Source organism: Actinomadura sp. NPDC023710 (genome assembly GCF_040639875.1).
GTDB classification, from domain to species: domain Bacteria; phylum Actinomycetota; class Actinomycetes; order Streptosporangiales; family Streptosporangiaceae; genus Spirillospora; species Spirillospora citrea.
Genome location: NZ_JBFAGB010000014.1, coordinates 104,206 through 120,692, shown reverse-complemented (window position 1 = coordinate 120,692; position 16,487 = coordinate 104,206). Strand labels below are relative to the sequence as shown.

13 protein-coding genes are annotated in these 16,487 nt (G+C 75.3%); 8 read left to right on the top strand and 5 right to left on the bottom strand.

Annotated features, from left to right (window positions below):
- From AB0H37_RS18255 to AB0H37_RS18245, 3 genes are read left to right on the top strand one after another with little or no spacing between them, the layout of a single operon-like run.
- Positions 1 to 1,119: a VWA domain-containing protein gene (locus AB0H37_RS18255; protein WP_329093194.1), complete on the top strand. Its 1,119-nt coding sequence runs from the start codon at positions 1 to 3 to the stop codon at positions 1,117 to 1,119.
- Positions 1,112 to 2,236: an XdhC family protein gene (locus AB0H37_RS18250; RefSeq protein ID WP_179833823.1), complete on the top strand. Its 1,125-nt coding sequence runs from the start codon at positions 1,112 to 1,114 to the stop codon at positions 2,234 to 2,236. Before AB0H37_RS18255 ends, AB0H37_RS18250 begins: the two co-directional genes overlap by 8 nt.
- Before the next feature lie 18 nt (positions 2,237 to 2,254).
- Positions 2,255 to 2,896 carry a nucleotidyltransferase family protein gene (locus AB0H37_RS18245; RefSeq protein ID WP_360613883.1) on the top strand — a complete coding sequence of 214 codons (642 nt, stop codon included), beginning with the start codon at positions 2,255 to 2,257 and terminating at the stop codon, positions 2,894 to 2,896.
- Here the strand turns inward: AB0H37_RS18245 and AB0H37_RS18240 are convergent.
- The 5 genes from AB0H37_RS18240 to AB0H37_RS18220 form a co-directional block, all read right to left on the bottom strand.
- Positions 2,826 to 4,046 (bottom strand): aldolase, encoded by a 1,221-nt coding sequence (locus tag AB0H37_RS18240; protein WP_360613881.1) that lies wholly within the window; start codon positions 4,044 to 4,046, stop codon positions 2,826 to 2,828. The genes AB0H37_RS18245 and AB0H37_RS18240 overlap by 71 nt on opposite strands.
- A gap of 49 nt (positions 4,047 to 4,095) precedes the next feature.
- Positions 4,096 to 5,019 carry an aldose 1-epimerase family protein gene (locus AB0H37_RS18235; protein ID WP_360613879.1) on the bottom strand — a complete coding sequence of 308 codons (924 nt, stop codon included), beginning with the start codon at positions 5,017 to 5,019 and terminating at the stop codon, positions 4,096 to 4,098.
- 67 nt (positions 5,020 to 5,086) lie between these two features.
- A complete protein-coding gene (locus AB0H37_RS18230; protein ID WP_360613877.1) occupies positions 5,087 to 6,514 on the bottom strand; it encodes a DUF1116 domain-containing protein in 1,428 nt (475 codons plus the stop codon).
- Positions 6,511 to 7,980: an FdrA family protein gene (locus AB0H37_RS18225; protein WP_360613874.1), complete on the bottom strand. Its 1,470-nt coding sequence runs from the start codon at positions 7,978 to 7,980 to the stop codon at positions 6,511 to 6,513. The genes AB0H37_RS18230 and AB0H37_RS18225 overlap by 4 nt, the downstream gene beginning before the upstream one ends.
- Entirely contained in the window at positions 7,977 to 8,897 is a 921-nt protein-coding gene (locus AB0H37_RS18220) for a DUF2877 domain-containing protein (RefSeq protein ID WP_329093180.1), read from the bottom strand. The genes AB0H37_RS18225 and AB0H37_RS18220 overlap by 4 nt, the downstream gene beginning before the upstream one ends.
- A 212-nt stretch (positions 8,898 to 9,109) precedes the next feature.
- Between AB0H37_RS18220 and AB0H37_RS18215 the strand changes: the two genes are divergently transcribed.
- From AB0H37_RS18215 to cutA, 5 genes are all read left to right on the top strand, one after another.
- A complete protein-coding gene (locus AB0H37_RS18215) occupies positions 9,110 to 10,873 on the top strand; it encodes a PucR family transcriptional regulator ligand-binding domain-containing protein (RefSeq protein ID WP_329093178.1) in 1,764 nt (587 codons plus the stop codon).
- Positions 10,874 to 11,083: 210 nt separating this feature from the next.
- Entirely contained in the window at positions 11,084 to 12,562 is a 1,479-nt protein-coding gene (locus AB0H37_RS18210; protein WP_179833831.1) for a solute carrier family 23 protein, read from the top strand.
- Positions 12,563 to 12,574: 12 nt separating this feature from the next.
- Positions 12,575 to 13,438, top strand: coding sequence for an FAD binding domain-containing protein (locus AB0H37_RS18205; RefSeq protein WP_360613872.1), 864 nt, complete (start codon positions 12,575 to 12,577; stop codon positions 13,436 to 13,438).
- The gene (locus AB0H37_RS18200) at positions 13,438 to 14,013 is read left to right on the top strand and encodes a (2Fe-2S)-binding protein (RefSeq protein ID WP_360613870.1); all 576 of its coding nucleotides are present in this window, start codon (positions 13,438 to 13,440) and stop codon (positions 14,011 to 14,013) included. The genes AB0H37_RS18205 and AB0H37_RS18200 overlap by 1 nt, the downstream gene beginning before the upstream one ends.
- A complete protein-coding gene (gene cutA, locus AB0H37_RS18195; protein ID WP_360613868.1) occupies positions 14,014 to 16,428 on the top strand; it encodes an aerobic carbon-monoxide dehydrogenase large subunit in 2,415 nt (804 codons plus the stop codon). It begins immediately after the preceding gene.
- The last annotated feature ends 59 nt before the right edge of the window (positions 16,429 to 16,487 follow it).

Here is a 16,487-nt window from a genome sequence, read left to right as displayed (position 1 = left end):
GTGGACCGGGACGTCACCGAGACGATGGTCGGCTTCGCCCGGACGGTGCGGGCGGCGGGCGGGGCGGCCGATCCCGAGCGCGTCCAGGCGATGCTCGCCGCGCTCGGCCACCTCGACGTGCTCGACGCCCGCGACGTGTACTGGGCGGGCCGGCTCACCCTGTGCGCCGACCCCGACGACCTCGCCCGCTACGACCGCTGCTTCGCCGCGTACTTCTCCGGCGCGACCGCCCGCCCCGGGCGCAGGACGCCGCCCGTCGTGGTGCGCCGGGTGCCGATGGCGGAGCCGGGCGGGCGCGGCGGCGGGCAGGAGCCGGAGGAGCTGGAGGCGGCCACGGCCAGCGACGTCGAGGTGCTCCGCGACCGCGACGTCGCACGGCTCGGCGCCGCCGAGCGCGCGGAGGTCGCGCGGCTCATCGCCCTGCTGGACGCGGGGGCCGAGCGGCGCAGGTCGCGGCGGTTCGCGCCGACGCCGACCGGGCGGCTCGACCCGGCGCGCACCGTCCGGGAGACGCTGCGGCGCGGCGGCGAGACGTCCCTGCTCCGGCACCGGAGCCACCGCACCCGGCCGCGCCGGGTCGTGCTGGTCGTGGACGTCAGCGGGTCGATGAGCCCCTACGCCGACGCGCTGCTGCGGTTCGCGCACGCCGCCGCGCGCTCGGGCGGGAGGAACGTCGAGGTGTTCAGCGCCGGGACGCGTCTCACCCGCCTCACCCGGGAGCTGCGGCACCGCGACCCGGACGCGGCGATGGCGGCGGCGTCCGCGGCCATCCCGGACTGGAGCGGCGGCACGCGGCTCGGCGAGGAGCTGAAGGAGTTCCTCGACCGGTTCGGGCAGCGGGGGCTGGCGCGGGGCGCGGTCGTGGTGATCGCCTCGGACGGGTGGGAGCGCGGCGACGCCGGCCTGCTCGGCGCGCAGATGGCGCGGCTGCACCGCCTCGCGCACCGGGTGGTGTGGGCGAACCCGCACAAGGCGCGGCCCGGGTACGAGCCGCTCACCGCGGGTATGGCCGCGGCGCTCCCGCACGTGGACGACTTCACCTCCGGGCACAGCCTGGCGGCACTGGAGGAGCTGGCCCGCCTCGTCGCGGGCACCGGAAAGGGGAGGGCTCATGCGTGACGTGCTCGGCGACATCGCCGGTTGGTACGGGTCCGGGCGGACGTTCGCGCTCGCGACCGTCGTGAACACCTTCCGCAGCGCCCCGCGCCCGCCGGGGGCCGCGATGGCCGTCTCGCCGGACGGGGAGGTCGCGGGCAGCGTGTCCGGCGGCTGCGTCGAGGGCGCCGTGTACGAGCTGGGGCAGACGGTGCTGGAGACCGGCGAACCCGTCGTCCAGCGGTACGGGGTGAGCGACGACGACGCGTTCGCCGTCGGACTGACCTGCGGCGGGATCCTGGACGTGCTGGTGGAGCCCGTCGGCCCGGACACCTTCCCCGAGTTCGCGGACGTCGCCGCCGCCATCGGGGCGCGCGAGCCGGTCGCGGTCGCCACCGTCGTGGCCGGGCCCGGTCGGATCGGCGCCCGCCGCGTGGTCTGGACCGACCGCGCGTCCGGGTCCCTCGCGCCCGGCGCCCCGCACGCGGCGCGGCTCGACGCGGCGGTGGACGACGACGCGCGCGGCATGCTCGCCCAGGGCCTCACCGGCCAGCGGCACTACGGGCCCGAGGGGGAGCGGCGGCTGGACGACCTCACCGTCTTCGTGCACTCCTTCGCGCCGCCGCCGCGGCTTCTGGTGTTCGGCGCGATCGACTTCGCGGCGGCCGTCGCCCGGGTCGGGAAGTTCCTCGGCTACCACGTGACGGTGTGCGACGCGCGGCCGGTGTTCGCGACGCCCAAGCGGTTCCCCGAGGCCGACGAGGTCGTGGTGAAGTGGCCGCACAAGTTCCTGGAGGAGGCGCGCGACGCCATCGACGGGCGGACGGCGATCTGCGTCCTCACCCACGACCCCAAGTTCGACGTGCCGCTGCTGGAGGTGGCGCTGCGCACCGAAGCCGGCTACGTCGGCGCGATGGGCTCGCGCCGTACCCACGACGACCGGACGGCGCGGCTCCGCGAGGCGGGCCTGTCCGACGCCGAACTGGCCCGGCTGCGCTCGCCGATCGGCCTGGACCTCGGGGCCCGCACCCCGGAGGAGACGGCCGTGTCGATCGCGGCGGAGCTGGTCCAGCTGCGCTGGGGCGGTTCCGGCCGCCCGCTCTCCGACACCAGCGGCCGGATCCACGCCGAGTCGGTCTGACCGCACTACCCTCGCGGGATGACGTTGCGCAGTGAGGAAGCGCCGGCCGGCCTGCTGCTGGCGGCGGGGGAGGGCCGCCGCCTCGGCCGCCCCAAGGCGACACTGGAGCTGGACGGCGAGCGGCTCGTCGACCGGGGCGTCCGCACGCTGCGGGACGGGGGATGCTCCCCGGTCCTGGTGGTGGCGGGCGCCGCGCAGATCGAGGTCATCGGCGCCGTCGTCGTCCCCAACCCGGACTGGCGCGACGGCATGGGCTCGTCCCTGCGCTCCGGGCTCGCCGCGCTGCCGCCCGGCTGCCCCGCCGTGGTCGTCGCGCTGGTCGACCAGCCCCTGGTGACGCCCGCCGCCGTGGAACGGCTGATCGCGGCGTTCGAGGAGGGCGCGGGCATCGCCGTCGCCACCTACGGGGGAGCGCCGCGCAACCCCGTGCTGCTGGGCGCCGGTCATCTCGCGGGCGTCGCCGAGGCGGCGGTCGGCGACCAGGGCGCGCGCGGCTACCTGCGCGCCCACCCGGACCTGGTGATGCCGGTCCCGTGCGACGACGTCGCCGCACCCGACGACATCGACACCCCCGAAGACCTGGCCGCGCTCAGCCGCCCGCGGGCAGGGCGCTCTCGTCCAGTGCCCCGCAGTCGACCGCGCGGCGCAGCCGGGCGGTGAGCGCCGTGATCGTGGCGGGCTCGTCCAGGACGCCGCTCGCGTTCCCCGCCTGCTCGTGCCAGGCGCGGACCCGTCCGATCACGTCGTCGACGCCGCTCAGGTGGAAGGCGTACACCGCCGCGTACCGGCTCGGCAGGTGCGCGGGATGCAGGTCCCAGCCCTGGTAGAAGCCGTGCGCCAGCGAGTGCCGGACGTGCGCGGCGTGCGCGGCCCACGCGGCGTTGACCTCGTCGGGCCCGTCGTTGCGGGGGATGATGTTGGTGGAGCCGCCCGACAGCCGCACCCCGGTGCCCGCCAGCGACACCTGCATGATGTGCCGGGCGAAGTCGCAGGCGGGGTGGTCGAGCCGCTGCTCGTGCGGCGGCAGGCCGAGCGCGGCGGTGTAGTCGAACACGCCGAAGTGGGCGGCGGTGATGCGGCCCCGCGCCTCGGTGACGAAGGACTGGAGCCCGATCCGGTCCTCCTCGGCGTCCATCAGCGCCTGCGGCGTCTCGATCTGGACCTCGAACCGCAGGATGCCCTGCGGCAGCCCGAGGGAGGTCTCCAGCCGGTCCAGGAACTCCACGAACAGCTTGACGTGATCGATCGAGGTCGCCTTGGGGAAGGTGATGGTGAACCCGCCGGGCAGCCGGCCGAGCCGGTCGCGCAGCGCGGTGAGGAAGCCGTCCAGCGTCCGCATCGCGCGCTCGTGGCCGCCGTCGGTGAACGACTTGACCCGCAGCCCCCAGTAGTGCGGCAGGCCCTTCACCTGGTACGCGGCGGCGACCGCCTCGACGACCTGCTCGACGTGGGCGTCCTCCTCCGCGTCGTCGCGGACGCCGTAGCCGTCCTCGAAGTCGATCCGGATGTCCTCCACCGGCTCGGCGGCCAGCTTCGCCGCGACGCGCTCCCGCACCGGCCCGGCGAGTTCGGGATCGAGCCCGAACGCCGCGCCGAACGACCCGGCGCCGGGCGTGTGCGTGTTCAGCAGCCGCAGCGCCTCGGCGCCGAAGTCGGCGGGCGTCGAGCGGGAGAACCGGTCCGCCGGGACGTAGACCGTGTGGACCGGCTGGCGGCCTTCCGCGCCGCCGGGGAAGCGCTCGCCGTGGACGTCGCGGACGGTGGCGATGCGCGCGGACAGATCGTCGTACGAGGAGACGCTGAGGTTCACCCTGCAATGATCCCCCAATCGCCACCGGCTAGGGAACCGTCCCGGGTGATCAGGACGCCTGGATCCCCCAGGTTCCGCTGAACACCGCGCCCGGTTCGAGGTCCACGACGCCCTCCCCGGAAGCGAAGGCGTTGGGCGGGCACGTCATGGGCTCGACGCCGAGCCCCGTGCGCGGTCGCGCGGCGTTGTCGGCGGTGTAGATCTCCATCCACGGGTGCGCCTCGTCGGCCCAGAGCCGGACCGTGCGGCCGCCGGTCAGGGTCACCCAGGTGCGGCCGCGGCCGTCGCGGTTGAGCCCGGTGAACGCGTTGTCGATCCTCCGGTCGCCGAACACGGGCCCGGTGCGCAGGTCGTACGGGGTGCCGGTGACGTCCAGGGACGGCCCGGACGGGATCATCCGGTCGTCCACGGGAAGGTAACGGTCGGCGCCCAGCGTGACCGTGCAGCCGTCGATGGGTTCGCCGACCGTCAGGTACGGGTGCGCCCCGTGGCCGTAGGGGGCCGTCCTCGTTCCGGCGTTGCGCGCGGTCATCCGCACGCGCAGTCCCGCGTCGGCGTCGAGGGTGTACTCGGCCTCCAGGTCGAGGCGGAACGGGTACCCGGCCGTGCCGAGCAGCCGGTGCGTGAGCCGCACGCGGTCGGGCCCGTGCTCGGCGGCCGTCCACGACGCCCAGCGGACGAGCCCGTGGATCGCGCAGTCCCGGTCGGGCTCGGACACGTCGAGCCGGTGCGCCTCGCCGCCGTACTCGTAGCGGCCGCGGTCGATGCGGTTCGGCCACGGGACCAGCAGGTGCCCCAACGCGGCGGGGGCCGGCTCGTCCGCGCCGTGCGTCAGCACCAGCGGGCGCCCCCGGTGGCTCAGCTCGCGCAGGCTGGCGCCCGACTCGGTGACGACGGCCTGGTAGTGCCCCGCGCTCAGGGCGTACTGCTCGCCCGTCAGGGCGGACTGCTCCCTGGTGATCGACTCGCTCATGCGGGCGACGTTACCCCCGCCGCGACCGCTACACCTCACCCGCGACGGCCGCGCCCCGCCGCGACCGCTACGCGGTCTCCGCGAGGGCGTGCAGGGCGTCGGTGAACACGTTCGCCGGCGGCTCGACCAGGCCCGCGCCGACCTGGCCCGTGCCGGCCTCCCGCCCGGCGATGCCGGTGTCGATGACGGGCAGGATCCCGGTGCGGACGACGCGGGCGACGTCCACGCCCACCGGGGTGCCGCGGAACGACAGCAGCGGGATCTGCAGCACCGGGTGCTCGGCGAGGGTGATCTCGTACATGCGCTGGGTCGCGGCGACCGCGTCCGGGACCTCGCCGCCCACGAACCGGACGATCGCGGGCGCGGCGGCGAGGGCGAACCCGCCCATCCCGGCCGTCTCGGTGATCGCCGAGTCGCCGATGTCGGGGTTGGCGTCGTCCGGGCCGTAGCCGCCGAGGTAGAGGCCGTCCGGGACGCCGGCGGGGCCGGTGAACCAGCGGTCGCCCGTCCCCGAGACCTGGATGCCGAAGTCGGTGCCGTTGCGGGCCATCGCCACGACGAGGCTGGAACCCGGCACGCCGCGGGCGGCGTCCGCGCACGCCTTCGCCGCCGCCATCCCCGCGTTCAGGAAGAAATGGTCGTTCCCCGCGGCGAACCGCAGCGCCTCGGCGGCCCTCGCGCGGGGCACCTCCTCGGCCGCCGCGAGCGCGGGCGCGAGCTCGCGCAGCAGCAGCGACGTCGCCGCCCGGTTGCGGTTGTGCAGCTCGTCGCCCATCTGCAGGGCCTGCGCGATGAGCGCCATCAGGTCGATCGGCCCGTGCCGCCGCACGGCCTCCCGCAGCGCCGGGCCGAGCACCTCGCCCATCCACGCCAGCCGCTCGATCACCTCCGGCCCGTAGGCCCCGTACCGCAGCACCTTCCCGAGGCCCTCGTTGAGCGAGCAGTAGGAGGTCCCGCCGTGCTCGGCGTCCTCGACCACGAGCATCCACATGGACGGGCTGACGACGCCCGCCATCGGGCCGACCGCGGCGTGGTGGTGGCACGGCTCGAACACCGCGGAGCCGCGCTCCAGCCGGCGCTCGGCGCCGCGCGGCGTCTCGGCGAGCCCTTCGAGGAGCATCGCGCCGACGAGGGCGCCGCGCATCGGGCCGGACGCGCGGTCCCACTCCAGCGGCGGGCCCGCGTGCAGGAACGTCCCCGGCTCCAGGCCGAGCACATCGCGCGCGGGGCGCACGTCCACCAGGTGCGGGCGCGCCGTCACCATCCTCCGGACGGCGCGCGCGTTGGCCTCGGCGTGGCCGGGGTCGCCGAGGACCGCCGCCAGCGCGGACTCCGTCCCGGCGGGCGGCGGCCGCCAGTCGACGGCCTCCACCGGGACGGCCTGGTAGGCGAGCGCGCTCGCGAGCACCTCCACCCCGGTCGCGACGACGCTCGGCTCACGGGAGAGCAGCCCGCCCAGCCGGTGCCCACGGTGCGTGTCCCGGTGGTCGCTCATCGGGGCGTCCCTTCGACGATCGACCCGTCCACCAGAGTGAGGGCGTGCCGGGTCGCCTGCGCGTTGGAGGCGAACACGTCGGCGCCCGCCTCGCACAGCGCGACGGCCTGCCGGTCGCGGTCCTGCGGGTCGGCCGGCGTCCCGCACAGCGACACCACGACCGCGAGGCCGGGACGGTCCCGCAGCGCGGCGGCGATCGCCGGGGCGAGCGCGGCGGCCGGATCGGGCTCGGCGCCGTACCCGAGCACCACGTCCAGGAGCAGGACGCCGCAGCCGTCGTCGGCGGCCTCGGCGCGCAGGGCCTCCAGGCGCAGCGTCGGGTCGATCATCGGGTGCGCGCGGCCGCGCGTGTAGGCGTCGTCGCCGAAGTCGGTGAACCGGTGCCCGCGCGCCTCCAGCTCCCAGCCGAGCGCGTCCCGCGCGATCATCTCGGCCTCGTCGCGCAGCGTCCCGCCCGCGAACAGGCCGCGCAGCGCCCGCCCGGACGCGGACGCGTCACCGCGGGACGAGGTCCAGCGCGGCCATGCCGGGACGGGCCGGCCGAGCGCCCTCAGCGCCTTCTCCGCCGCCCGCGTCAGGTCGTCCTCGCCGGGCAGCGGCAGCGCGAACACCACGGGGGTGTCCAGGCGCCGCGCCGCCTCCCGGATCAGGTCCAGCACCTGGGGCGCGGGCGGCTTGGACACCAGCACGATCAGTTCGGTGGCCGGGTCGGCGTCCAGCGCGGCCAGCGCCGCCAGCGCCGACCGCCCGCTCACCTCGGGCGACAGGTCCCGGCCGCCGACGCCGAGCACGTGGCTGACACCGGCGCCCGCCGCGTCCAGCAGGCACATCAGCTGCTGCGCGCCCGTCCCGGACGCCGCGACGACGCCCACCGGGCCGGGCCGCACCGCGTTGGCGAACCCCAGGCCCGCGCCGCCGATCACGGCCGTCCCGCAGTCCGGTCCCATCACGATCAGCCCGCGCCGCGCCGCCGCCTCCTTCAGCGTGATCTCCTGCGCGACCGGCACGTTGTCGCTGAAGATCATCACGTTGAGGCCGGCGTCCAGGGCGTCCATCGCCTCGGGGAAGACGTGCGGCCCCGGCACCGACAGCAGCGCCACGGTCGCGTCGCCGCGGGCCGCCGCGGACCCGGTCGTCCTGGCCGGTGCCGGCGCCCCCAGCACCCCCGCCTGCGCGGGCGGGCGGGACGCCTCGCGCAGCAGCCCGTCCACCGCCTTCCTGGCCTCTTCCAACCCGGCTTCGTCCGGTCCTTCGCCTTCGACCCGGATCGCCACGACGAGGTCGTCGGGCCCGGCCTCGTCCGGCACGGCGAAGCCCATGCGGCCGAACATCTCGCGGTTCAGCCCGGTGCCCATCGCGACCATGGCGCCGGCGACGTCCGGCCGCTCCGACAGCTGCCGGCTCACCCGCATCAGCGTGACCGAATCGTGGTAGCCTCCCCGCCGCACCTCGACCCAGTCCCTCATACGCGCACTCCGAGGGCGGCGCGGCACCCGGCGAGGACGCCGTGCGCCAGGTCCGTGCCCGACGTGTGGCCCACCGCCAGCAGACGCCGGACGGCGGCCTGCGGCGGCTCGTGGCCCGCGACGCCGCGCAGGACGGCGGCCACCTCGGCGCCCGCCTGGCCCGCCGCCGCGCAGTGCAGCAGCGTCGCGGACAGCGCGGTCGTGCGGGTGCCCGCGTCGGCGGTGACGGCCGCGCCGAGCCAGTCGGCCAGCCGTACCGCCCCGCCGTGCCGGACGGCGCCGCCGACCAGCCGCAGCGCGACCAGCAGGCCGCACAGGATGTCGTCGCCGGTCGGCGTCAGCCCGGGGCCGAGGCCCACGATCCGCTCGGCCGCCTCCACCGCGCCCGCGAGGTCGCCGGCGGCGCAGGCGGCGGCGAGCGCGTCCGGGTCGGGATGCCCGGCGAGGCCGCCGCCCGACGGCCCGGCGGCGGTGAGCGCGCCCGCCGCCGTCAGTTCGGCCTCCAGGGCGCGCACGCCCCGGGCGAGCGCGTCCGGCCGCAGCCCGCCGAGCGCGGGCGAGGGGTCCCACCAGCGGCGCACGCGCACGGTGAGGCCCTCCGCCTCGATCCGGCCGTCGCCGACGAACGCGTCCGCGCCCTCGCGGACGGACCGGAACGGGTGCTCGCGGCGGGTGGCGACGACCACCATCGCGTTCGGCAGGCGTCCCGCGTCGGAGGTGACGACGGCGAGCACGCGCGGCTCGGGGCGTCCCCGCATCTCCAGGTACAGCGCGGCCGGGAACACCGCGATGACGCGGGCCGGGCGGCGCGGCGGGTCGAGCAGCGGCCGCAGCGTGAGGCTCGCGGCGCCGGCGGCGGGGGGCCGTCCCGTGGGACGGGCCGGGAGCCGGATCGGGTCGCGGACGAGTGCGGTCACGGATCCTCCCGAGGCCGGTGTCGGCGGCCGCACGGCGTGCGGGCGGCCCGGCCTCCGGCATGACGGTAGAACGGGCCCGGCATCGGACGTATGGATAATTCTGCCAAGGATGGTTGTCATCGTTCGTCTTTGTTGTCAGTGTTGATCAGGAATCGGTAGCGATCACGCCGTTACGGGCGATGTACGCACCAAAAGGCGAGGTGACCCCTGGCATGAGTTACACCACTGCGGACCCGGGCCCACCGGCCCTCAGGCTCGCGAGTACCGGAACACTGACCTACGGCCTTTCGGTCGGCGAGGTCCTCGGCGTCAGCACCCTGAACGGCGCCCGCCTCATCGCCGGACGAGCCGGACTCGAACGCGTCGTCCAGCGGCTGAACGTGATGGAGGTCCCCGACATCCTGTCGTGGGTCAAACCGAACGAACTGCTGCTGACCACCGGCTACCCCCTCCGCAACACCCCCCAGTCGCTCGACAACCTGGTGTCCGACCTGGACGAGCGCGGCCTGGCCGCGCTGGCCATCAAGCTCGGCCGCTACCTGGACTCGCTGCCCGCCGAGATGATCGCGCAGGCGGACCGGCGCGGCTTCCCCCTGATCCTGCTCCCGAACGACGTCGGCTTCGACGACATCCTGAACCAGGTGCTGACCGACATCCTGAACCGGCAGGCGGCCGTCCTCGCCCGCACCGAGGAGGTGCACCGGGCGCTCGTGCAGATCGTGCTGTGCGGCGGCGGCCTCCAGGAGGTCGTGGACGAGGTCGCGACGCTGCTGGACGTGGCGGTCGTGGTGCTGGACGGCGAGCAGCGGGCGCTCGCGGGCGCCGGTCCCGACGAGCACGTCCAGGCGATGCGGGCCTTCGACGCGGGCCGGCACGCGGCGTGCGGCCGCGGCGGCTGCGGCATCATCGGCGCGCACGGCACCGGCGACCACCTGGTCGTGCCCGTGATGGCGGGCGGCTTCGACCACGGCCGGATCGTCGCGTTCAGCCCCGGCGGCACCCTGCGCGGCACCGACCTCGGCATCCTGGAGCGCGCCGCGACCGTCGCCGCGCTCGTGGTGACCAAGCAGCAGGCCGTCGCGGCCGTGGAGAGCAAGTACCGCGCCGACTTCCTGCGCGACATCCTCGCGGGGCGCGCGGGCGGCGACGACCGGATCGTCGCGCACTGCGGCGGGTTCGGCTGGGACCTGGACCGCCCGATGATGGTGGTCGTCGCCGAACTGGACGGGCGCCCGCGCGGAGCCGTCGCCCAGGAGGCCGAGGGGAAGGGCCGCGGCAGGGCGGCCGAGCCCGACGGCGGCCCTCGCGGCGTCCGCGGCACCGAGGAACGGGCCGCGCAGGAGCGGCTCGCCGCCGCGTGGACGACGGCCGTCCGGCGGCACGACCGGGGCGCGGCCGTCGCGAGCTTCGCCCACGAGGTCGTGGCGATCGTCGGCGCCGAGGGCGACGACCCCGCCGAGTGGACGGCGGGCCCGGTCCAGGCGATGGTCAAGGAGGCTTCGTCGATCTTCGCCGAGCACCTGCCGGTGCGGCGGACGTTCTCCACCGGCATCAGCCGGACGGTGGCGTCGCCGGCCGCGCTTCCCGAGGCCTACGAGCAGGCGGTGAAGGCCGTGCGGGTCGGGCGCCAGCTCAACGGCGCGGGCGCGCGGGCGCACTTCGACCAGCTCGGCGTGTACCGGCTGCTGAGCCTCGTCTCCGACCCCGAGGAGCTGCACGCGTTCGTCCGCGAGACGCTGGGCGACCTCGCCACCGACGACGAGCCGGAGCTGGTGGACCTGCGCCGCACCCTCCAGGTGCTGCTGGAGACGAACCTCAACGTCGCCGAGACGGCGCGCCGGCTGCACTTCCACTACAACACGCTGCGGTACCGCATAGGGAAGCTGGAAAGGATGCTCGGAGCGTTCACCGAGGACGCCCATCTGCGACTCAACCTCACCCTCGCCCTTCACGTCCTGCGCATGCGGGGTATCTGAGGGTAGCGCCGCCGTCCCGGTCGTCCCGGGACGCCGCACCGGAGCGTCCGGAGGGTCGTCCCCGACCGGCCCGCCGGCGCACCGGCCGGTCCTCCCAATCCTGGGCGCGGGGTTTGGCAGATGTCGCCGATGCCCGCCCAACAGGGTAGATCTACCTTGCCCGCATGACAGGCCCGCGGGAACGCGGCCGGCTGAGCAGGAGGACCCCCGATGGTGATCGGCTGGAAGCTGCACGGGGACGGGCGGACGCCGCCGCCCGGGGAGGTCGTGCGGCCGGACGAGCGGCTCTCGTGGCCGCGGACCGCGGGTATCGGCGCCCAGCATGTGGTCGCGATGTTCGGGGCGACCTTCGTGTTCCCGGTCGTGATGGGCCTGGACCCCAACCTGGCGATCATGATGTCCGGGATCGCGACGATCCTGTTCCTGCTGATCGTGGGCGGCCGGGTGCCGAGCTACCTCGGGACGAGCGCCTCGTTCGTCGGCGCGGTCGCGGCGATCCGCGCGGCGGGCGGCGACAGCGCCACCGTCACCGGGGCGATCTTCGTCGCGGGCCTGGTGCTCGCGGTGGTCGGCGTGCTCATCCACGTCGTGGGCGGCGAGGTCATCCACAAGGTGTTCCCTCCGGTGGTCACCGGCGCCGTGGTGATGCTGATCGGGTTCAACCTGGCCCCGGTCGTCGCCACCGTGTACTGGCCGCAGGACCAGTGGGTGGCGCTGGCCACGCTGGCGTTCGCGGTGCTCTGCGCGGTGCTGCTGCGGGGGTTCTGGGCGCGGATCACGATCCTGCTGGCGCTGGTCTTCGGCTTCGTCCTGTCGTGGCTCCTCGACGCCACCGCAGGCAAGATCACCTCCGTGCTGCCGGGTCAGAACCTGCTGGACGGCGCGGGCAAGCCGTGCGCGGCCGAGGGCCCCTACTGCATCGCCACCGCGTTCCCGCACGAGCGCGTGAACTTCACGAGCGTCAAGGCCGCCGACTGGTTCGGGTTCCCCGACCTGCACGCCCCGGACTTCAAGACCTCGGCGATCCTGCTGGCGCTGCCCGCCGTCATCGCGCTGATCGCGGAGAACACCGGGCACGTCAAGGCCGTCGCGGCGATGACGCACGACGACCTGGACCCGGTCCTCGGCCGGGCCATCGCCGCGGACGGCGTCGGCACCGCCCTCGCCACCGCCGTGGGCGGCTCGCCGACCACCACCTACGCCGAGAACATCGGCGTCATGGCCGCGACCCGCATCTACTCGACGGCCGCCTATCTCGTCGCCGCCATCGTGGCGATCCTGTTCGGTCTGTGCCCGAAGTTCGGGGCCCTCGTCGCCTCGACGCCGGGCGGCGTCCTCGGCGGCATCACCGTCGTCCTCTACGGGATGATCGGGCTGCTCGGCGCGAAGATCTGGATCGAGAACCGGGTCGACTTCGCCGACCCGGTCAACCTCGTCCCGGTGGCGGCCGCGATCATTCTGGCGATCGGGAACGTGACACTCCAGATCACCGACGACTTCCCGCTCCAGGGCATCGCGCTCGGTACCATCGCCGTCCTGGTCGGTTACCACGTCCTGAACGTGCTGCGCCGGCCGGAGGACACCGGCGGCGGCGTCATCGCCCCGGCGGAGGAGGAGATCGGCGGTCCCGTCCGGCACTCCGGGCACGAGCCGCCCGAAACGGGTACACCGAGGAACGATGCGAGCTGACGGAGCGGCGCGGTGAAACCACCTCCGTTCGGGTACCACGCGCCGGGCACGCTCGGCGAGGCCCTGGACGCGCTGGCGGCCGCGCCCGGCGGAAAGGTCCTCGCGGGCGGGCAGAGCCTCATCCCGCTGCTGAACATGCGGCTCGCCGCGCCGTCCGACCTCGTCGACATCAACCGCGTCGCGGAGCTGGACACGCTGCACGTCGGCGACCAGGGCGTGCGGATCGGCGCGCTCGCCCGGCACGCGCGGGTGGAGCGCTCGGCGGAGGCGGCGGCCGTGCAGCCGCTGCTCGGCCGGGCGCTCCGGCACGTCGCGCACCCGGTGATCCGCAACCGGGGCACGGTCGTCGGCAGCCTCGCGCACGCCGACCCCGCCGCCGAGATGCCCGCGGTGCTGGCCGTCCTCGGCGGGACGGTCGAGGCGGCGTCGGCGCGGGCCCGCCGCACCATCCCGGCCGCCGCGTTCTTCCGCGGGCCGCTGGAGTCGGCGCTGGAGCCCGGTGAGCTGGCCGTCTCGGCGTTCTTCCCGGCCGCGCCGCCCCGCACCGGCACCGCGTTCGCCGAGACGGCGCGGCGGCACGGCGACTACGCGCTCAGCGGCGTCGCCGCCGTCGTCGGCCTCGACGAGGACCTGCGGGTCGTCTCCGCGCGGGCGGGGTTCCTCGGCATCGCGCCGACGCCGCTCGTCCTCGACCTGACCGGCGCCGCCGGGCCCCGCGGCGACTGGGCGGCGGCGGCCGCGCACGTCCGGGAGCGGATCGACCCCGAACCCGACATCCACGCGGGCGCCGACTACCGGCGCCACCTGACCGGCGTGCTGGCCGAGCGCGCCCTGAACGCGGCCGCGGCCGAGGCGCTGCGGAGGGCGGAGGACTGATGGCCGAGAGCTTCGAGGTCGCGCTGACCGTCAACGGGACGCCCCGCACGGCCCGCGTCCCCGCGCGGCGGCTGCTGTCGGACCTGCTCCGGCACGACCTCGGGCTCACCGGCACGCACGTCGGCTGCGAGCACGGCGTCTGCGGCTGCTGCACCGTCCTGCTGGACGGGGACCCGGTGCGGTCGTGCCTGATGCTCGCCGTCACCGCCGCGGGCCACGAGGTCACGACCGTCGAGGGGCTCGCCGATCCCGACGGGACGCCGTCGCCGGTGCAGCGCGCGTTCCGCGAGTGCCACGGGCTGCAGTGCGGGTTCTGCACGCCCGGCTTCCTCTGCACCGTCACGGCGCTGCTGCGGGAGACGCCGCGCCCGACGGAGGACCAGGTCCTGGAGGGGATCTCGGGGAACCTGTGCCGCTGCACCGGCTACCAGAACATCGTCAAGTCGGTGCACCGCGCCGCCGACCTGCTCAGCAAGCCCGGGGGGTGCGGGGGGTCGTCCCCCCGCAATGAACACAGCGGGTCCGGGGGGTGCGGGGGGTCGGCCCCCCGCGATGAGACAGCTGAGGAGTCGTGAATGGGCACCCGGGTCTTCGGTGAACCGGTCGAGCGGCGCGAGGACGACAGGCTCCTCACCGGGCGCGGCCGCTACCTCGACGACCTCGGGCGGGACGCGCTCGCGGCGGCGTTCGTGCGCTCCCCGCACGCGCACGCCCGGATCGCCGACATCGACGTGTCGGAGGCGCTCGACGTCGACGGGCTGGTCGCCGTCTACACCTGGGAGGACCTGCCCGGGAATGTCGGGGACCCGCTGCCGCTGCTCATCCCGCACCCCGCGCTGACCCACGGCCGCACCGGGTACCCGCTCGCCCGCGACATCGTCCGGCACGTCGGCGAGCCCGTCGCGATGGTCGTGGCCCGCGACCGCTACCTGGCCGAGGACGCCGTCGAGCGCATCCGCGTGGAGTACGAGCCGCTGCCCCCCGTCGTCGGCATCGAGACGGCCGAGCGCGCCGAGCACCTGGTCCACGACGACGTGCCCGGCAACGTGGGCGCCGTCCTGGTCCAGGAGAACGGCGACGCCGCCGCCGCGATCGACGCCGCGCCGCACGTGCTGGAGTTCCGGCTCTCCATCGAGCGCAGCGCGTCCATGCCGCTGGAGGGCCGCGGCGTCTACGCGCGGTGGGACGCCGACGACGGGTCGCTGCGCGTGTACTCCTCCACGCAGACGTCCACCAGCGTGCGGGCGGCGATCGCGGCGCGGCTCGGGCTGCCGGGCGGCAAGGTCGAGGTGATCGCCCCGGACGTCGGCGGCGGCTTCGGCGTGAAGATCGTCCACCCGTGGCCGGAGGAGGTCCTCGTGCCGTGGGCGGCGCGGCTGCTGGACCGCGAGATCAAGTGGACGGAGGACCGCCGCGAGCACTTCGTCTCCGCCGCCCACGAGCGCGGGCAGCTGCAGGACGTGCGCGTCGGCTTCGACGGCGAGGGCCGCGTCCTCGGCCTGGACGTGCGGATCCTGCACGACCACGGCGCCTACACCCCGTACGGGATCATCATCCCGATCGTCACCTCCACCCAGCTCCTCGGCCCCTACAAGATCGGCGCCTACCGGGCGGAGGTCGTCAGCCTCTACACCACCACCCTCATCGTCACCCCCTACAGGGGCGCGGGCCGCCCGCAGGGGGTGTTCTGCATGGAGCGGACGATGGACCGCATCGCGCGCCACCTAGGCCTCGACCGCGCCGACGTGCGCGCCGCCAACGTCATCCAGCCCGACGAGTTCCCCTACGACCAGGGCCTGACGTTCCAGGACGGCCGCCCGCTGATCTACGACTCGGGGGACTACCCCGAGCTGCTCCGCAAGGCCCGCGAGCTGATCGGCTGGGACGGCTTCGAGGCCGAGCGCGCCGCCGCCGCGTCCCGCGGGCGCCGCCTCGGCATCGGCCTCGGCGTCTACGTGGAGGGCACGGGCGTCGGCCCCTACGAGGGCGGGCACGTCGAGATCGACACCGCGGGGCGGGTGCACGTGTCGACCGGGCTCACCTCGCAGGGCCAGGGCCACGAGACCGTGTTCGCGCAGATCGCCGCCGCCGAGCTGGGGGTCCCCATCGAGGACGTGCACGTCACGACGGGCGACACCCGGCGGTTCGGGTACGCGGTCGGCACGTTCGCGTCCCGCGCGGCCGTGATGAGCGGCAACGCGATCGCGCTGGCGTGCCGGAAGGTCCGCGGCAAGGCGCTGCGCATCGCGGGGGAGGCACTGGAGGCCGACCCGGAGGATCTGGAGATCACCGACGGGGTCGTGCACGTGCGCGGCGACTGGTCGGCGGCCGTCCCGCTGCGGACGGTGGCGGTGCTGTCCAACCCGCTGCGGTACGCGTTCGACGAGGAGGCCGCGGCGGCGACGCAGTTCGCGGTGGGGCGGCCGGTCACCGAGCCGCCCGTCGCGGCCGGGGACGAGCCCGGCCTGGAGGGCCGCGACTACTACTCGCCGGTGCGCTCGACGTTCGCCTCCGGCGCGCACGCGGCGATCGTGGAGGTCGACCCGGACACGGCCGAGGTCGCGATCCTGCGGTACGCGGTGGTGCACGACTGCGGGCGGCTCATCAACCCGATGGTGGTGGAGGGCCAGATCCACGGCGGCGTCGCGCAGGGCATCGGCGGCGCGCTGTACGAGCGGATGGTGTACGACGAGTCGGGGCAGCTGCTCAACGCCTCGTTCATGGACTTCCTGATGCCGTACGCGACGGAGGTCCCGCGCATCGAGACCGACCACCTGGAGACGCCGTCGCCGCTGAACCCGCTCGGCGTCAAGGGCGCGGGGGAGGCCGGCGTCATCCCGGTGTCGGCGGTGATCGCGTCGGCGGTCGAGGACGCGGAGGGGATCCGGGTGGACGCGATGCCGCTGTCCCCGGACGACCTGTACACGCTCCGGCTGCGCGCCGCGGACGACCCGTCGCTGCGCGTCCGCGAAGGCGCCGACGTCACCTGAGGCGGGGCCGGTTCCCGGGGCGGTCCTGTTCGATGCTGGCGGGGCCGGCTCGGGAAAGC